Source organism: Streptomyces aureocirculatus (assembly GCF_000720475.1).
Taxonomy (GTDB): domain Bacteria; phylum Actinomycetota; class Actinomycetes; order Streptomycetales; family Streptomycetaceae; genus Streptomyces; species Streptomyces aureocirculatus.
In genome coordinates, this window is the sequence record NZ_JOAP01000014.1 from 46,262 (window position 1) to 60,839 (window position 14,578).

The following is a 14,578-nucleotide window of genomic DNA, read 5'->3' on the forward strand; positions in this document are numbered from 1 at the left end:
GGCGATTCAGTCCTTGCGGGCCACCCCGCCGAACATCGCCACCTCGTCCGGCTCGCCCTGGTCGGTCGGATCCGGGCGCCACCGCGAGCAGGACACCACGCCGGGATCGAGGAGGGCGAGACCGTCGAAGAAGCGGGCGACCTGCTCAGGCGTGCGCTGCGTGAGCTTCGGCGTTCCGTGCTCGTTCCAGAAGGCCACGGCCGCGTCGACGTCGGGCATCGCGGGACTGGTGATCGTGTGCGAGAGCACCAGGTGGCTGCCCGAGGGCAGCGCGTCCATCACGCGGCGTACGAGACCGAGTGCCTCCTGGTCGTCCTCGATGAAAATCACCACCCCGAGGAGCATCAACGCCACCGGCCGGCTGAAGTCCAGAGTCTTCGCGGCATGCTCAAGGACGGAGTCGACATCGCGCATGTCGGCATCCAGGTAGTCCGTGCGTCCTTCGGGGGAACTGGTCAGCAGGGCACGCGCATGGGTCAGCACCAGCGGATCGTTGTCTACGTAGACGATGCGTGACTCCGGGGCGATCCGCTGGGCCACCTCGTGGGTGTTGTCGGCGGTCGGCAGGCCGGTGCCGATGTCGAGGAACTGGCGTACGCCGCAGTCGGCCACCAGGTGCCGTACCGCGCGACCGAGGAACAGCCGGTCCGCGCGCGCGTAGTCACCGATTCCCGGGTGCAGTTCGCGGATGCTGTCGCCCGCCTCGCGGTCGACCGCGTAATTGTCCTTGCCGCCGAGCCAGTAGTTCCAGATCCGGGCGGTGTGCGGCTGCGCGGTGTTGATCCGGTCCCGCACGGCGGCGGCCGCGTCCTGCGGGGATCCGGATGCGCCCTGCGGGGATGAACTCGCGGTCACGTGATCGCCTCCTGGCGTGACGTAATGAGGGTGGTGACGCCAACGGGCAATCTACTGCCGGAACTTGTCGCTCCCGCACCAACTTGCGCAAGGGCAGCTTACGCGTGCGCGCAGGGGGTACGCGCGCGGGCGTCCCGCTTCGGCTTCGGGGCGCACTGCTCAGCGGATACGCCGGGCCTTGTGGGTCTGGACGCTCATCCGTACCTCCGCCTCCAGCTCCCGCGGGGCCGCGGCCGCACGCGCCTCCGCCACGGCCTGCGAGCACAGTTGACGCAGTGCGGCGCGCGGGGTGCCGTCCGGAGTCAGGACGAGGGTGATGCGGGCCCGCAGCCGCCGGGGCCGGCCGACGAGACGCACGTGGGCCCGGGCCACGCCGTCGACAGCCCGTACGCGCTCGGCCATCGCGGCAGCCAGTGCCGGTCCCGCCAGGGTCACACCGGGCCTTCCCAGTTGCAGGACGCGCAGGCGTCCGGAGCGGAACTCCATAACGGCCCAGGACAGGAACAGCAGCAGGGCGAGGGACAGGCCGGTGATCGCCACGGGGGTCCACCAGCCGTGGTCGCGCCAGCCGTCGACCGTGTTCTCGCCCAGCCAGACGCGGCCGGTGTCCAGGAGCGGCCAGCCGGACGGCAGCCGGTCGCGGACGGGGTCCGCCGCGGTGGCGAGCGCGGCGCCGGCGCCCAGGAGCGCCGCCGCCGCGCAGAGCAGCGTCGCGCGGTTCACGCCTCGACGGAGTGCGCTCATGAGGGGGTGTTCCTCCCGGTGGGCTCCTGCGGGTCTTCGGGGTCTTCCGAGTCCTGTGATTCTTCTGGGCCGTGCGCTTCTTCGGGGTCCGGCGGCTCTTCCGGTGTCGGCGGCTCTTCCGGCGCCTGCGGCTCTTCCGGCGCCTGCGGCTCTTCCGGCGCCTGCGGCGACGCCTCCGGTGCGCGCCAGTACGGCTCCGTACGCAGCCGTACGCGCAGCCGGGGCGTCCTGACGAGACCCATCTCCGCCAGCGCCTCCTGAGCCGCCCTGAGGGCCTCCTGGCGGGCGGCGGCAGGATCCCCGAACTCCACCCCGCCACGCACCCGGGCCCGGCGGCGGCCGAACCGCACCCGGACCTTCGTGACGCCCGGCACCTCCGCGACGGCGTCCCGCAACAGGGCCGCGGCCGCCCCGCGTTCCAGGACGGCCCGCACCCCGGGCAGCGGTGGCGTGAGCGATAGACGGCGCCGGAGCCCCGGGGTGACCGCCAGGAACAGCAGCCACAGGCCGACCGCGAACACGGCCGCCGCAGCGGCGAGGTTCACCGCCGTTCCCGCCTCCGGGCCGTGCGTGGCAAGCCACTCCATGAGTCGGACCCGCCACCGCGCGGGCGGCTGCCCGGCCGCGTGCACCGCCACCACGTCGTACAGCACGACTCCGGAGACGGCGGCTGCGACCAGGGCCAACACGGCCACGGGCACACGGCGTTCGGACCACGGCCGCCGACCGCCGCGGGAAATCGGCACCTCCGTAGAGGGCGGCTCCGCGACGGAAGCCTTCCGGAGCGAAGCAGCCGCCTGTACGGGCACGTTCTTCTGTAGGCGGGCCTTCTGTACGGGGGCTTCCTGTACGAAGGCCTCCTGTACGGGGGCCTCCTGCGCGGGCAGCACCCGCGCGGGCAGCTCCCGCACGGACAGTTCCTGCACGTGGATCCGGGCCGCGTCCACGGAGAGGCCAGTCAACTGGGCCGTGCGGTCGACGACATGGGACCGCACGCGCGCGCCGGTGTCGTCCAGGACACCCGGGTAGGGCACGGACACCGTGACCCCCACCCGGGCCCGGCGGCCACGCACGGCCGCCGAACCCCGCCCGACCCGGACGTCGCCCGGCCCCAGGGCCTCCGTGGCGGCCCGTTCCGCGATGCGGCGCACCGCCCGGTCCGCGACGGTGGTCGCGCCGCGCTCTGCGGCGGGGGCGGCCGCCCGCCCGGCGACGGGTGCCGGACCGGGCTCCGCGGCGGAACCACTCATCGCCGCTCCCGGTCACGGCCCGACAGGAAGTCGCGGACGTCGACGCCGTCGTCCATCAGGCGTCCGAGGACGTAACCGACCGCGCCGAGCGCGGCGACCAGCAGGAACGCACCGAACCCGCCGAACCACCCGGCGAATCCCAGCGCCATGCCCACCAACAGGCCCACCAGGGCTTTGTTCATCACTCACCTCACACCGCAGAGAAGGACTTCGGGCAGGGCGCCGCCGGAGGGATCCGCGAGGCCATGCAGCGGGGACAGTGCTCGCGGTGCTACTCCACGCGGGTTTCGGCGCTGGAGTCCCGGTCGTCGTCGGGCAGGTGCACGTCGTTGATGGCGACGTTGACCTCGACGACCTCCAGGCCGGTGATGCGCTCGACGGCCGCGATGACGTTCTCGCGCACGTCGTGGGCGACGTCCGTGATGGGCACGCCGTACTCGACGACGATGTCCAGGTCGATCGCCGTCTGCCGCTCGCCGACCTCCACCTTCACGCCGCGCCCCACGTTCGGACGGCCGCCGGGGACGCGGTCGCGCACCGCGCCGATGGTGCGGGAGAGGCCGCCGCCCATGTCGTGCACTCCGGGGATCTCCCGCGCCGCCATACCGGCGATCTTGACGACCACCACGTCCGCGATGGAGGTCCTGCCGCGCGTCGCCGCCGGTTCGTCGGCGCCGGTGCGGCCGGTGAGGGTGGTGGCTCCCTCACCGGTCCGCGAACCGCCGGCGAGGTCCTTCTCGCTGCCGCCGGACGTCGTCGGCTTCGAGGTGAACTCCTGTGTCGCCATATCGGCATCTCCTAGTCGTGTGCGATGTGTTGATGCTCGGTACGAGGTACGAGGTACGAGGTACGAGGGGCGAGGGGCGTGGGGAGCGGGGAGCGGGGCGTGGGTCGCGCGGGGTACGAGGTGGGCGGGCACGACGTACACGGGTGAGTCATCACTGCCCCTCCCTCCGTACGTCTGCCCCGGATGCGCGCCGTGCGCCGGAGCACGCGCCGCGCCCGCCCTGGGGCGGGTGCCGCACTCCCACCGGTTCGCGGGGTGAGCGCCGCACGCTCTTCGAGTCCTTCACTCCTACTGACACGGATGCCCAGAATCCGTTACGCGCCTCCCGGAAATTTCTTCTGCCGGCGGGTAGCGTGCCTGCGCCGCGTAACGCGGGCGGCTTGTCGTGTGTCGTACGAGCGAGCACGACCGAAGCGAGAGGAGCCGCGTGTGCCCGGGGACCGGGGCAGAGAGCCGGAGGACGCGGATGCGCCGTTGCCGCACGAGGACGCCTTGCTGGCGGTACGCGCGGCCGAAGGCGACGAAGAGGCCTTCGAAGCGCTCGTACACCGTCACGCACCCGTCCTGCTGCGCCTTGCGACGCGGCTGCTCGGCAGTCCGACAGAGGCCGAGGACGCCGTACAGGAGTCGTTCGTGAGCGCTTGGCGCAAGCTGCCGGAGTTCCGCGGGGACGCCCGGTTCAGCACCTGGATACACCGGATCGTCACCAACCGGTGCCTCAACGTGCTGCGCTCGCGGCAGCCGGTGACGGCCCTGGACAGCGTTCCGGAGCCGCAGGCGCCCGAACACCAGGTGTCCCCGCCGCGCGCGGCGGAGGCCCACGCGGCCGTCGCCGACCTGTCACGGGCCATAGAAGAGCTGTCTCCGGAGCAGCGGGTGTGCTGGGTCCTGCGGGAGCTGGACGACGTGCCCTATGAGTCCATTGCCGAGACGGTCGGCATCAGCCAGGAGGCGGCCCGCGGCCGTGTCTTCAGGGCCCGGCGCTACCTGACGGAGGCGATGGCCGGATGGCGATGAACGAGAGCGGGGCACCGGGCGGCACATCGTTCGGCGGCGCCTCCGAAGAGGAGCTCCTGCCCTGCGGCCGGGAGCTCGCACAGGTGTGGGAGCTGGCGGAGGCGGGCGAGCCGGACCCGCACACGGCCGGCTGCGCGCACTGCGCCGAGGCGCTGCGGGCCCTGCGGGCACTGGAGGGTGTCGTCGCGCGGGCGCGTGACGACGAGCCGCCGGTACCGCCGTGGGACACCGCCGCGCTGGCGGACCGCGTCATGGACGTGGTCCGCCTGGAGCTGCGGCCCGGACGCACGCTCCCGCTCGGCGATGTCGACGAGGACGCGTGGATCGTGGAGGCGGCGGCCGCGCGGACGTTCCGGGCCGCCGTCGACACCCTGCCGGGAGTCCGCGCGGGAAGCTGCCGTGTCGAGGCCGACCCGCAGGAAGCGTCCGCTGCCGCGCCGCCTCCGGGACGGCTGCCGCGGGGGCCGGCCAGGGTCCGCGTCGAAGTGCAGGCGGGGCTCTCCTGGAACCTGCAGCTCGTGGCGGACGAGGTGCGCGCCCGGATCGTCGGGGCCGCGGACCACGAGCTCGGCATGCGGATCGCAGCGGTGGATGTCGTGGTCACCGACCTGCTCGACGGGAACGAGGACGAACCCGGAGGGGACGGCGGGGGACGCGACGGGGACGAAACGGATTCCGGCGTGGACAGCACCGGACTCGGCAAGGGAGATTGCGGCGGGGACGAGGACGCGGCGGAAGGACGGCAGCGATGACGGACCAGCAGGCACCCCGCACCCTTGCGGACACCGTGGGCGCCGCCGTCCTCGCCACCCGCGGTGTGGCCTTCCTCCGACCCGGCCTCGCCGAACTCCTGCGCTCCTCGGTGGGCCTCGGAGCGGCGCGGGGCGGGGCCGGGGTTTCTGGGGTGCGCGTGCGGCGGCAGGGCACCAAGGGCCTCGACATCGAGGTGCACGTGGTGCTCAACCGCGGGCACCGCGCCCTGGACGTGACCCGCGCGGTGCGTGCGGCCGTCCTCGACGCCCTCCTTACGGAGGCGAGGGAGAACGGCTCCGCGCAGGTCAAGGTGACGGTGACCGGGGTCGTGTGACCGCCGGGGCGGACGAGGGGGTGAGGGTGCACCACGGGTGCCCCCTTACCCTTGAGGGATGACCAGCAGCAGTGTCCGGAGCGGAGCAGTGGACGAAGTGGCCGTTGCGCGAAGCTACGAGATCCGCACCTACGGGTGCCAGATGAACGTCCACGACTCCGAACGGCTCTCCGGCCTCCTGGAGGACGCCGGTTACGTGCGTGCGCCCGAGGGCTCCGACGGCGACGCGGACGTCGTCGTCTTCAACACGTGCGCGGTCCGCGAGAACGCCGACAACCGCCTCTACGGAAACCTCGGCCGCCTCGCCCCCAGGAAGACGCAGCGTCCCGGCATGCAGATCGCCGTCGGCGGCTGCCTTGCCCAGAAGGACCGCGACACCATCGTGAAGAAGGCGCCCTGGGTGGACGTCGTCTTCGGTACGCACAACATCGGCAAGCTGCCGGTACTCCTGGAGCGCGCCCGCGTACAGGAAGAGGCGCAGGTCGAGATCGCCGAGTCCCTGGAGGCGTTCCCCTCGACGCTGCCCACGCGCCGCGAGAGCGCGTACGCGGCATGGGTGTCGATCTCCGTCGGCTGCAACAACACCTGCACCTTCTGCATCGTGCCCGCGCTGCGCGGCAAGGAGAAGGACCGCAGGACCGGTGACATCCTCGCCGAGATCGAGGCGCTCGTCGGCGAGGGCGTCTCGGAGATCACCCTCCTCGGGCAGAACGTGAACGCCTACGGATCCGACATCGGCGACCGGGAGGCCTTCAGCAAGCTGCTGCGCGCCTGTGGGCGGATCGAGGGCCTGGAGCGGGTGCGCTTCACCTCGCCGCACCCGCGCGACTTCACGGACGACGTGATCGCCGCGATGGCCGAGACGCCGAACGTGATGCCCCAGTTGCACATGCCGCTGCAGTCGGGATCGGACACCGTCCTGAAGGCGATGCGCCGCTCGTACCGCCAGGAGCGTTACCTGGGGATCATCGAGAAGGTGCGCGCCGCCATCCCGCACGCCGCCATCACCACGGACATCATCGTCGGCTTCCCCGGGGAGACCGAGGAGGACTTCGAGCAGACCCTGCACGTGGTCCGCGAGGCCCGCTTCGCCCAGGCGTTCACGTTCCAGTACTCCAAGCGCCCCGGCACCCCCGCGGCCACCATGGACGGCCAGATCCCCAAGGAGGTCGTGCAGGCCCGCTACGAGCGCCTGGTGGCCCTCCAGGAGGAGATCTCCTGGGACGAGAACAAGAAGCAGGTCGGCCGCACCCTGGAGCTGACGGTCGCCGAGGGCGAGGGACGCAAGGACGGCGCCACGCACCGCCTCTCCGGCCGGGCCGCCGACAACCGCCTGGTCCACTTCACCAAGCCCGACACCGAGGTCCGCCCCGGCGACGTGGTGACGGTCGAGATCACGTACGCGGCACCGCACCACCTCCTCGCCGAGGGCGCCGTCCTCGACGTACGGCGCACCCGCGCGGGCGACGCCTGGGAGAAGCGGAACGCGGCGGAGGCCGCGAAGCCCGCGGGCGTCCTGCTCGGCCTGCCCAAGGTGGGCGTGCCGCAGCCGCTGCCGGCGGCTGCGGGGAGCGGCTGCGGCTGCGACTAGACCCGTTACGCTGCGGATCATGCTTGTCGCCGCGGCCGTCTGCCCCTGCCCGCCCCTGCTCGTCCCCGAGGTCGCCGCGGGTGCGGCACCGGAACTGGATGCCGCGCGGGCGGCGTGCTCCGACGTGCTCGGCGTGCTCGCGGCGTCCCGGCCCGACCGCCTGGTCGTCGTGGGCCCCGCCGGAGCGCGCGGCCGGGGAACGCACGCCCAGGGGGCGCGCGGCTCGTTCCGTGGATTCGGTGTGGACCTCGACGTACGCCTGGGAGCGGCCCCCACGGGTGCCGCCGACCCCCACGAGGGCGAAGCCGACCCCCACGCGGGCGAAGAGGGCGCGGCGGGGGAGCTCCCGGTGTCGCTGGCCGTCGCGGGGTGGCTCCTGGAGCGCACGAAGTGGTCGGCCGCGCCCCTCGAAGGCCTCGGTGTGGCGGAACCTCTTGAGGCCGAGCGGTGTATCCGACTCGGGGAAGAGATCGCCGCGCGCGCGGAGCGGGTGGCACTGCTCGTGATGGGTGACGCCAGCGCGTGCCGGACCCTGAAGGCCCCCGGCTATCTGGACGAGCGGGCGGCAGGGTTCGACGCGGCCGTGGCGCGGGCGCTGGCCGCCGCGGACGTGACGGCGCTCAAGGAGCTTGACGCGGACCTCGCGGGGCAGCTCAAGGCGGCCGGACGCGCGCCCTGGCAGGTGCTCGCGGGCGCTGCGGGTGCCCAGGGCGGGGCGGACCTGAGCGGCGAGCTGCTCTTCGATGACGCGCCGTACGGCGTGGGTTACCTGGTGGCGGCCTGGTCGTAGGGGCCCGGCCTTCTCGCGGGGCAGACGCGGGCGCTTCGCGCGCGGCCGCTGTTTTTTGTACCCCGGCCGTCTGTAGGGGGCTGCTGGCCGTCTGTACGGGGCGGTCGGCCGTCCGTACGGGGTCGCGATGCTCCCCCGGTACTCAGCCGCGCCTCCGTCCAGCCACAGCCCTGCACGCAGCCGTCCCTCCCGGAGCGCAGCCGTACCCGCACCGGCCTCCGTACACAGGCCGACGGCCACGAAGCCGAGTGCGCTCCGCGGCCGTCAGCCGGTTGTGCAGGGTGCGCTCAGGAAGCCGCAGGGGGCGTCGGTGACGACGGCGGTGACGGCGGCGGGGTATCGCCGGGGGGAGTGCGGCCGCCAACATCCTTATGACCGTCGCCCTCCTTACGGCCGTCGTCCTCTCCCGCGAAACGGTCCAAGGCGTCCTTCGCCTTGCCCGTCCCCGTCCGGATCTTGTCGCTGTACCTGCCCTTGGTCCTCCGGTCGACAAGCTGAGCGGCCTTGTCCAGGCCCAGGTCGATCTTGTCCCCGTGCTGATGCGCGAGGTCGGAGGCCTTGCCCTTGGCCGGGGCGAGCTTGTCTTTCAGACGGTTCAGGAAGCCCATGGGGTCACCTTCCCTTGCGGGGAGTCATTTGCGGGCGCTCTCACCGGCCTCGTTGTCGGCCGCTTCCTGCGCGGACTGCTGCTTGGGGATCTCCACGTTGTCCGCGCCGTCGGCAGCGGCGGCATCGTCGGCATCCTTGGCATCCGCGGCGCCGTCAGCGCTTCCGCCCTTGTCGGCGACAGCCGACGCGGCCGATTCCGTCGCCTCGGCGTTGGCACCGGCCTGAGAACCGGAACCGGAACCGGACTGAGAACCGGAACCGGAAGCGGAAGCACCGTCGGAGTCGGGTCCGGAGTCGGATCCCGTGGCGGAAACAGAGGCGGAAGCGGAGGCGGACTCGGTGTCCGCATCACTCTTCGCCTCGACCTTGGCGTCGTCCGCCGCGGCCCCGCCTTCGGCCTCGGAGGGCTCGTCGGCCGCCTCCTGCTCGGCCGTCCGGCGGTCGGCCGCCGCCTCCGCGGCCGAGGCCTCCTCCGTGTCCTTGGACTTCCGGCGGAACCGTGCAAAAACGCCCATATCTACTCCATACGTTACTCGTGTGGGCGAAATCCCGCGCCGCCCGGTGCGTCCCATTGCGTCGCCCGGGTCACCGGTTCTCGAAACCGGCGGCCGGAACCTCGCAACAGGCAACGACCCCGGAGCCGTGCCGTCACGTAGCTCGTTCGGGCACGTGCGCCGTGGTTTGCGAGACTGGTGCGGTGAGAAGCGCAGCTCCCGCCCCGCGGGTCATCGCCGTCGTCGGGCCGACCGCGGCCGGAAAGTCCGATCTGGGTGTTTTCCTTGCCCAGCGCCTCGGCGGCGAAGTCGTCAACGCCGACTCGATGCAGCTATATCGGGGGATGGACATCGGCACCGCCAAACTGACGCCCGCCGAGCGCGAAGGCGTTCCGCACCACCTCCTCGACATCTGGGACGTCACCGAGGCGGCGAGCGTGGCCGAGTACCAGAAGCTGGCGCGCGCGGAGATCGACCGGCTGCTCGGCGAGGGCCGCTGGCCGGTCCTGGTCGGCGGCTCCGGACTGTACGTGCGCGGGGCCGTCGACCAACTGGAGTTCCCCGGCACCGACCCCGCCGTACGCGCCCGCATCGAGGAGGAGCTCGCTCATCTGGGCCCGGGCGCGCTGCACGCCCGCCTCGCCGCGGCCGACCCGGACGCGGCCCGCGCCATCCTGCCCGGAAACGGGCGCCGGATCGTGCGCGCCCTCGAAGTCATCGAGATCACCGGCAAGCCGTTCACCGCCAACCTGCCCGGCCACGAGTCCGTGTACGACACCGTGCAGATCGGCGTCGACGTGGGCAGGCCCGAGCTGGACGAGCGCATCGCCACGCGCGTGGACCGCATGTGGGAGGCCGGACTCGTGGACGAGGTGCGCACGCTGGAGGCGCAGGGACTGCGGGAGGGGCGCACGGCCGCCCGCGCACTCGGCTACCAGCAGGTGCTCACGGCGCTCGCCGGTGAGTGCACCGAGGACGAGGCGCGCGCCGAGACCGTGCGCGCCACCAAGCGCTTCGCCCGCCGACAGGACTCCTGGTTCCGCCGCGATCCGCGGGTGCACTGGCTGAGCGGCGCCGTGGCCGACCGCGGGGAACTCCAGGCAAGCGCACTGACGTTGGTCGAACGAGCGGTCACAGCCTGATCACGTGATGGCATCGGGACGCTCCGCCGGTCATCGGGGCACCTGACGGCGTGCCATCATCGACCATCGATCGACCAGATGAGTCCGGAGTGGGAGGGCGCGTGGCGATGGAGGCCGGCCCTCGTGACACCGCACATGACGGCGAGCGGCACACCGCACGACACGGTGAGTCGCTCAGCCCGGACGGACCGGACAGCCCCGGGATCGTGGCCGGAGGCGTGACCGACGACGGCCCCACCGACGAGGGCCTGGCGACGGAGCCGGAGGTCGAGGTCGAGCTGCGGCCGCAGCGCAGGCTGCGCATCTGGCAGCTCGCGCCGATTGTGATCCTGGCCGCCGTCGGCTCCCTGATGTTCGCCTTCCCGCTGGCCTTCGAGTTCGGCGACGGCGGTGCCGTCGTGGCCATGCTGGGGCTGCTCATCAGCTCCTGTGCCGCGGGCTGGGGCATGATGGCCGCCCGTCGCGTCGGCCACACCTGGCCCGGCCTGCCGGAGCGCGGCTCCGGGCGGCGGCCGGACTGGCGGGTGGTCTCCGCGTACGTGCTGATCGTGGCGCTCGTCGCGGTGCTCGCCGTCTGGCGTGTGGCCCGGCTCCGCTGAGGCCAGGACCCGCCGAGCCCCGGCTGCGCTGAGTTCAGGCTCCGCCGAGCCCCGGCCCCGCCCGCACAGCGGGATCCCGGCCGCGTGGACGGCCCCCGAAGGTTTGTCGCAGCCACCCCGTACGATCGAGGAATGAGCACGCGGATCGCCTTCCTCAAGGGGCACGGGACCGAGAACGACTTCGTGATCGTCCCCGACCCCGACAACGCCATCGAGCTGTCCCCGGCCACCGTCGCCGCCCTGTGCGACCGCCGCGCGGGGATCGGCGCCGACGGCGTCCTGCACGCCGTGCGCTCCGCCGCCCACCCGGACGCACGGCACCTGGCCGGCGAAGCCGAGTGGTTCATGGACTACCGCAACGGCGACGGTTCCATCGCCGAGATGTGCGGCAACGGCGTGCGTGTCTTCGCCCGCTATCTGCAGTACGCGGGGCACGTCGGCGAGGGCGACCTGCCCGTCGCGACCCGCGGCGGCGTGAAGCACGCGCACATCGCCAAGCCCGCCGCGGACGGCGCCCCGGAAGGCGACGTCACCGTCTCCATGGGCAGGGCCGCGCTCCCCGAAGGCGACGTGACGGTCTCCGTGGGCGCCCACGGGTGGCCCGCGCGCAACGTGAGCATGGGCAACCCGCACGCGGTCGCCTTCGTCACCGACCTGGCACACGCGGGCGACCTCCTGACTCCGCCCCCGTTCAGCCCTGCGTCGGCCTACCCGGACGGCGTGAACGTCGAGTTCGTCGTCGACCGCGGCCCGCGGCACGTCGCCATGCGCGTGCACGAGCGCGGCGCGGGCGAGACCCGCTCGTGCGGCACGGGCGCGTGCGCGGTGGCCGTCGCCGCGGCCCGCAGGGACGGCCTGGACCCGGCCGAGACCGGCACCCCGGTGACGTACACGGTCGACCTGCCCGGCGGCCGCCTGACGATCACCGAGTCGCCGGACGGCGAGATCGCGATGACAGGTCCCGCAGTGATCGTCGCCGAGGGCGAGATCGACGCGGGATGGCTGGCCGCGGCCGGAGAGTCGGCCTGAGTGCGGGGCTCGGCCGCACGGCGCACAGGGGTACGCGGGCCGCGCGCCCGCTCCCGTCCGTGCGCCCCGGTCGAAACCACGCTCGCCCCTGTCGAAACGACGCTCCACGGAACTGTCGCTCGAATGGGTGATCCGTTTCACGCTCGGCGAGAGCGGGTCAGCGCCGCGTGATGGGCTCGATAGCATCAAGCACCGGCCCGGACGGAGCAGGCAGTCGTTCGCTCACCGCCGGTCGAAGCTGCCGGAGGTGCCCATGAGTGCGGAGGCGACGAATCCTGCGACGCCCGGCCCCACGACGGCCCCGGGCTCGCGAAAGCGCGCCCGCCCCCGCCTGGACCTGCGCAGACTCGGTCGTGCCGCGCTGCTCGGACCGGCCACCCGGGACCGCCTCCCGGACGCCATCGGCCATGTGGCCGAGGCCCACCGCGGCCACCACCCGGACGCGGACCTGGAGCCCCTGCGCCGCGCCTACGTCCTCGCGGAGTCCTCGCACCGCGGCCAGATGCGCAAGAGCGGTGAGCCGTACATCACACACCCGCTCGCCGTCACGCTCATCCTCGCCCAACTCGGCGCGGAGACCACAACGTTGACCGCGTCCCTCCTCCACGACACCGTCGAGGACACCGACGTCACGCTGGAGCAGGTCCGTACGGAGTTCGGCGACGACGTGTGCTATCTGGTCGACGGCGTCACCAAGCTGGAAAAGGTGGACTACGGAGCCGCCGCCGAGCCCGAAACGTTTCGCAAGATGCTGGTGGCCACCGGCAACGACGTACGCGTCATGGCGATCAAACTCGCCGACCGGCTGCACAACATGCGCACGCTCGGCGTGATGCGGCCCGAGAAGCAGGCCCGCATCGCCAAGGTCACGCGCGACGTCCTCATCCCGCTCGCCGAACGGCTCGGGGTGCAGGCCCTGAAGACCGAGCTGGAGGACCTGGTCTTCGCGATCCTCCATCCGCAGGAGTACGCCGAGGTCAAAGAGCTGATCGCGACGAAGGCGAAGGCCGGGGGCGATCCGCTCGCGGACATCTCCGAAGAGGTGCGCGGCGTGCTGCGCGACGCGGGCATCGCGGCGGAAGTCCTCATCCGGCCACGCCACTTCGTCTCCGTCCACCGCGCACACCGCAAACGCGGTGAGCTCCGCCCCGCCGACTTCGGCCGCCTCCTCGTCCTCGTGCACGAGGACGCCGACTGCTACGGAGTCCTCGGCGAGCTCCACACCTGCTTCACGCCGGTCGTCTCGGAGTTCAAGGACTTCATCGCCCTGCCGAAGTTCAACCTCTATCAATCGCTGCACACGGCCGTGGCCCGCGCCGACGGTGAAGTCGCCGAAGTCCTCATCCGCACCCACCAGATGCACCAGGTGGCGGAAGCGGGCGTCGTCGCCCTGCGCAACCCCTACGCCCCGCCCCCCGAGGAACAGCCGGCCGACGGCGAGCGCGCCGACCCCACCCGCCCCGGCTGGCTCTCCCGCCTCCTCGACTGGCAGCAGGCCGCCCCGGACTCCGACACCTTCTGGTCCACGCTGCGCGAGGACCTCGCCCAGGACCGCGAGATCGCCGTCTACCGCCCCGACGGCGGCACGCTCGGCCTGCCCGCCGGCGCGAGCTGCGTGGACGCCGCCTACGCCCAGTACGGCGAGGACGCCCACGCCTGCATCGGCGCCCGCGTCAACGGCCGCCTTGCGACCCTGGGCACGGTCCTGCGGGACGGCGACACCGTGCAGCTCCTCATGGCCCAGGACCCCGCGTCCGGCCCCGCACGCGACTGGCTCGACCACGCCCGCACGCCCGCCGCCCGGATCGCCATCCGCCGCTGGCTGAGCACCCACTCCGCGCCCGCGACCGGCTCGCCCGCCCCGGCGGCCCCGGACCCCGCCCCCGTGACGGTGCCCGCAGCCACCCAGAGGCCTCAGGTGTCCGCGGCGCTGCGCCCGGCCGCCGCGGACGTCGTCGCCGACCGGGAGGGCGCCAGCGTCCGGCTCGCCGGTTGTTGTACGCCCGTGCCGCCCGACGAGATCACCGGCTTCACGGTGCGCGGCGGCGTCGTCACCGTCCACCGCGTCGGCTGTCCCACGGTGGCGCGCATGACGGAGGTGGGGCGCCCGGAGGTCGGGGTGCGCTGGGGGGACGCCACGGAGTGCCGGGTCACGCTGATCGCCGAGTCGTTCGGCCGGCAGCACCTCCTGGCCGACCTCACGGAAGCCATCGCCCTGGAGGGCGCCGCGATCATCTCGGCGACCGTCGAACCACCCAGCCAGCAGCGCGTGCGCCACACGTACACCCTGCAACTCCCCGACGCCGGCGAGCTGCCCGGACTGATGCGCGCGATGCGCAACGTACCGGGCGTGTACGACGTGACCCGGGCTGAGGGCCGGGCGGCAGCCGCGCGCTGACGGCACTCTCCGTAGAGGGGCCGCGGTCCGCAGCACTCTACGTAGAGGGCTCGCGGCACCCTCCGTAGAGGGCTCGCGGCGCTCTCCGTAGAGGGCTCGCGGCGCTCTCGGTAAAGGGCCCGCACCACCCCTTGCCGACTCGTTCGGGTGGGCTCGGCGCGTGCCGTCCCGATGGGGAAGGCCCGC

The 14,578-nt window shown here is 72.8% G+C and carries 16 protein-coding genes; 9 read left to right on the forward strand and 7 right to left on the reverse strand.

The annotated features are described in order from the left end of the window. Nucleotides 1-6: 6 nt before the first annotated feature. From IG78_RS0114665 to IG78_RS0114685, 5 genes are all read right to left on the reverse strand, one after another. On the reverse strand, nt 7-855 hold the full coding sequence (locus IG78_RS0114665) for an SAM-dependent methyltransferase (RefSeq protein ID WP_030563063.1): 849 nt from the start codon (nt 853-855) through the stop codon (nt 7-9). Between the two features lie 159 nt (nt 856-1,014). Continuing rightward, a complete protein-coding gene (locus IG78_RS0114670) occupies nt 1,015-1,599 on the reverse strand; it encodes a hypothetical protein (RefSeq protein ID WP_157855799.1) in 585 nt (194 codons plus the stop codon). Next, on the reverse strand, nt 1,596-2,849 hold the full coding sequence (locus IG78_RS49185) for a DUF6286 domain-containing Asp23/Gls24 family envelope stress response protein (protein ID WP_051852641.1): 1,254 nt from the start codon (nt 2,847-2,849) through the stop codon (nt 1,596-1,598). The genes IG78_RS0114670 and IG78_RS49185 overlap by 4 nt, the downstream gene beginning before the upstream one ends. Continuing rightward, nucleotides 2,846-3,031: a hypothetical protein gene (locus tag IG78_RS0114680; RefSeq protein ID WP_030563068.1), complete on the reverse strand. Its 186-nt coding sequence runs from the start codon at nt 3,029-3,031 to the stop codon at nt 2,846-2,848. Before IG78_RS0114680 ends, IG78_RS49185 begins: the two co-directional genes overlap by 4 nt. Before the next feature lie 89 nt (nt 3,032-3,120). Next, complete coding sequence (locus tag IG78_RS0114685) at nt 3,121-3,636, reverse strand: Asp23/Gls24 family envelope stress response protein (protein WP_030563070.1); 516 nt, start codon at nt 3,634-3,636, stop codon at nt 3,121-3,123. 429 nt (nt 3,637-4,065) lie between these two features. Between IG78_RS0114685 and IG78_RS0114690 the strand changes: the two genes are divergently transcribed. Genes IG78_RS0114690 through IG78_RS0114710 form a run of 5 tightly spaced genes read left to right on the forward strand, consistent with a single transcriptional unit; the run spans nt 4,066 to nt 8,121 of the window. Further along, nucleotides 4,066-4,653 (forward strand): RNA polymerase sigma factor, encoded by a 588-nt coding sequence (locus IG78_RS0114690; protein ID WP_030563072.1) that lies wholly within the window; start codon nt 4,066-4,068, stop codon nt 4,651-4,653. Continuing rightward, a complete protein-coding gene (locus tag IG78_RS0114695; protein WP_051852642.1) occupies nt 4,644-5,405 on the forward strand; it encodes a hypothetical protein in 762 nt (253 codons plus the stop codon). The genes IG78_RS0114690 and IG78_RS0114695 overlap by 10 nt, the downstream gene beginning before the upstream one ends. Continuing rightward, nucleotides 5,402-5,740 (forward strand): Asp23/Gls24 family envelope stress response protein, encoded by a 339-nt coding sequence (locus IG78_RS0114700; RefSeq protein ID WP_030563076.1) that lies wholly within the window; start codon nt 5,402-5,404, stop codon nt 5,738-5,740. Before IG78_RS0114695 ends, IG78_RS0114700 begins: the two co-directional genes overlap by 4 nt. 58 nt (nt 5,741-5,798) lie before the next feature. Then, a complete protein-coding gene (gene miaB, locus IG78_RS0114705) occupies nt 5,799-7,331 on the forward strand; it encodes a tRNA (N6-isopentenyl adenosine(37)-C2)-methylthiotransferase MiaB (RefSeq protein ID WP_051852643.1) in 1,533 nt (510 codons plus the stop codon). 19 nt (nt 7,332-7,350) lie between these two features. Next, nucleotides 7,351-8,121, forward strand: a complete 771-nt coding sequence (locus IG78_RS0114710) for a class III extradiol dioxygenase subunit B-like domain-containing protein (RefSeq protein WP_030563080.1) — start codon at nt 7,351-7,353, stop codon at nt 8,119-8,121. A 287-nt stretch (nt 8,122-8,408) separates the two neighbouring features. Here IG78_RS0114710 and IG78_RS0114715 read toward each other — a convergent pair whose 3' ends face one another. Then, entirely contained in the window at nt 8,409-8,729 is a 321-nt protein-coding gene (locus IG78_RS0114715; RefSeq protein ID WP_030563082.1) for an antitoxin, read from the reverse strand. A 24-nt stretch (nt 8,730-8,753) separates the two neighbouring features. Beyond that, nucleotides 8,754-9,245: a hypothetical protein gene (locus IG78_RS44055; protein ID WP_051852644.1), complete on the reverse strand. Its 492-nt coding sequence runs from the start codon at nt 9,243-9,245 to the stop codon at nt 8,754-8,756. 182 nt (nt 9,246-9,427) lie between these two features. Between IG78_RS44055 and miaA the strand changes: the two genes are divergently transcribed. From miaA to IG78_RS0114745, 4 genes are all read left to right on the forward strand, one after another. Next, a complete protein-coding gene (miaA, locus tag IG78_RS0114730; RefSeq protein WP_030563084.1) occupies nt 9,428-10,366 on the forward strand; it encodes a tRNA (adenosine(37)-N6)-dimethylallyltransferase MiaA in 939 nt (312 codons plus the stop codon). 107 nt (nt 10,367-10,473) lie between these two features. Beyond that, nucleotides 10,474-10,965, forward strand: coding sequence for a hypothetical protein (locus IG78_RS0114735; RefSeq protein WP_030563086.1), 492 nt, complete (start codon nt 10,474-10,476; stop codon nt 10,963-10,965). 132 nt (nt 10,966-11,097) lie between these two features. Beyond that, nucleotides 11,098-11,994, forward strand: a complete 897-nt coding sequence (dapF, locus tag IG78_RS0114740) for a diaminopimelate epimerase (RefSeq protein WP_030563088.1) — start codon at nt 11,098-11,100, stop codon at nt 11,992-11,994. A 253-nt stretch (nt 11,995-12,247) separates the two neighbouring features. After that, nucleotides 12,248-14,392 carry a RelA/SpoT family protein gene (locus tag IG78_RS0114745; protein WP_030563090.1) on the forward strand — a complete coding sequence of 715 codons (2,145 nt, stop codon included), beginning with the start codon at nt 12,248-12,250 and terminating at the stop codon, nt 14,390-14,392. Nucleotides 14,393-14,578: the final 186 nt, after the last annotated feature.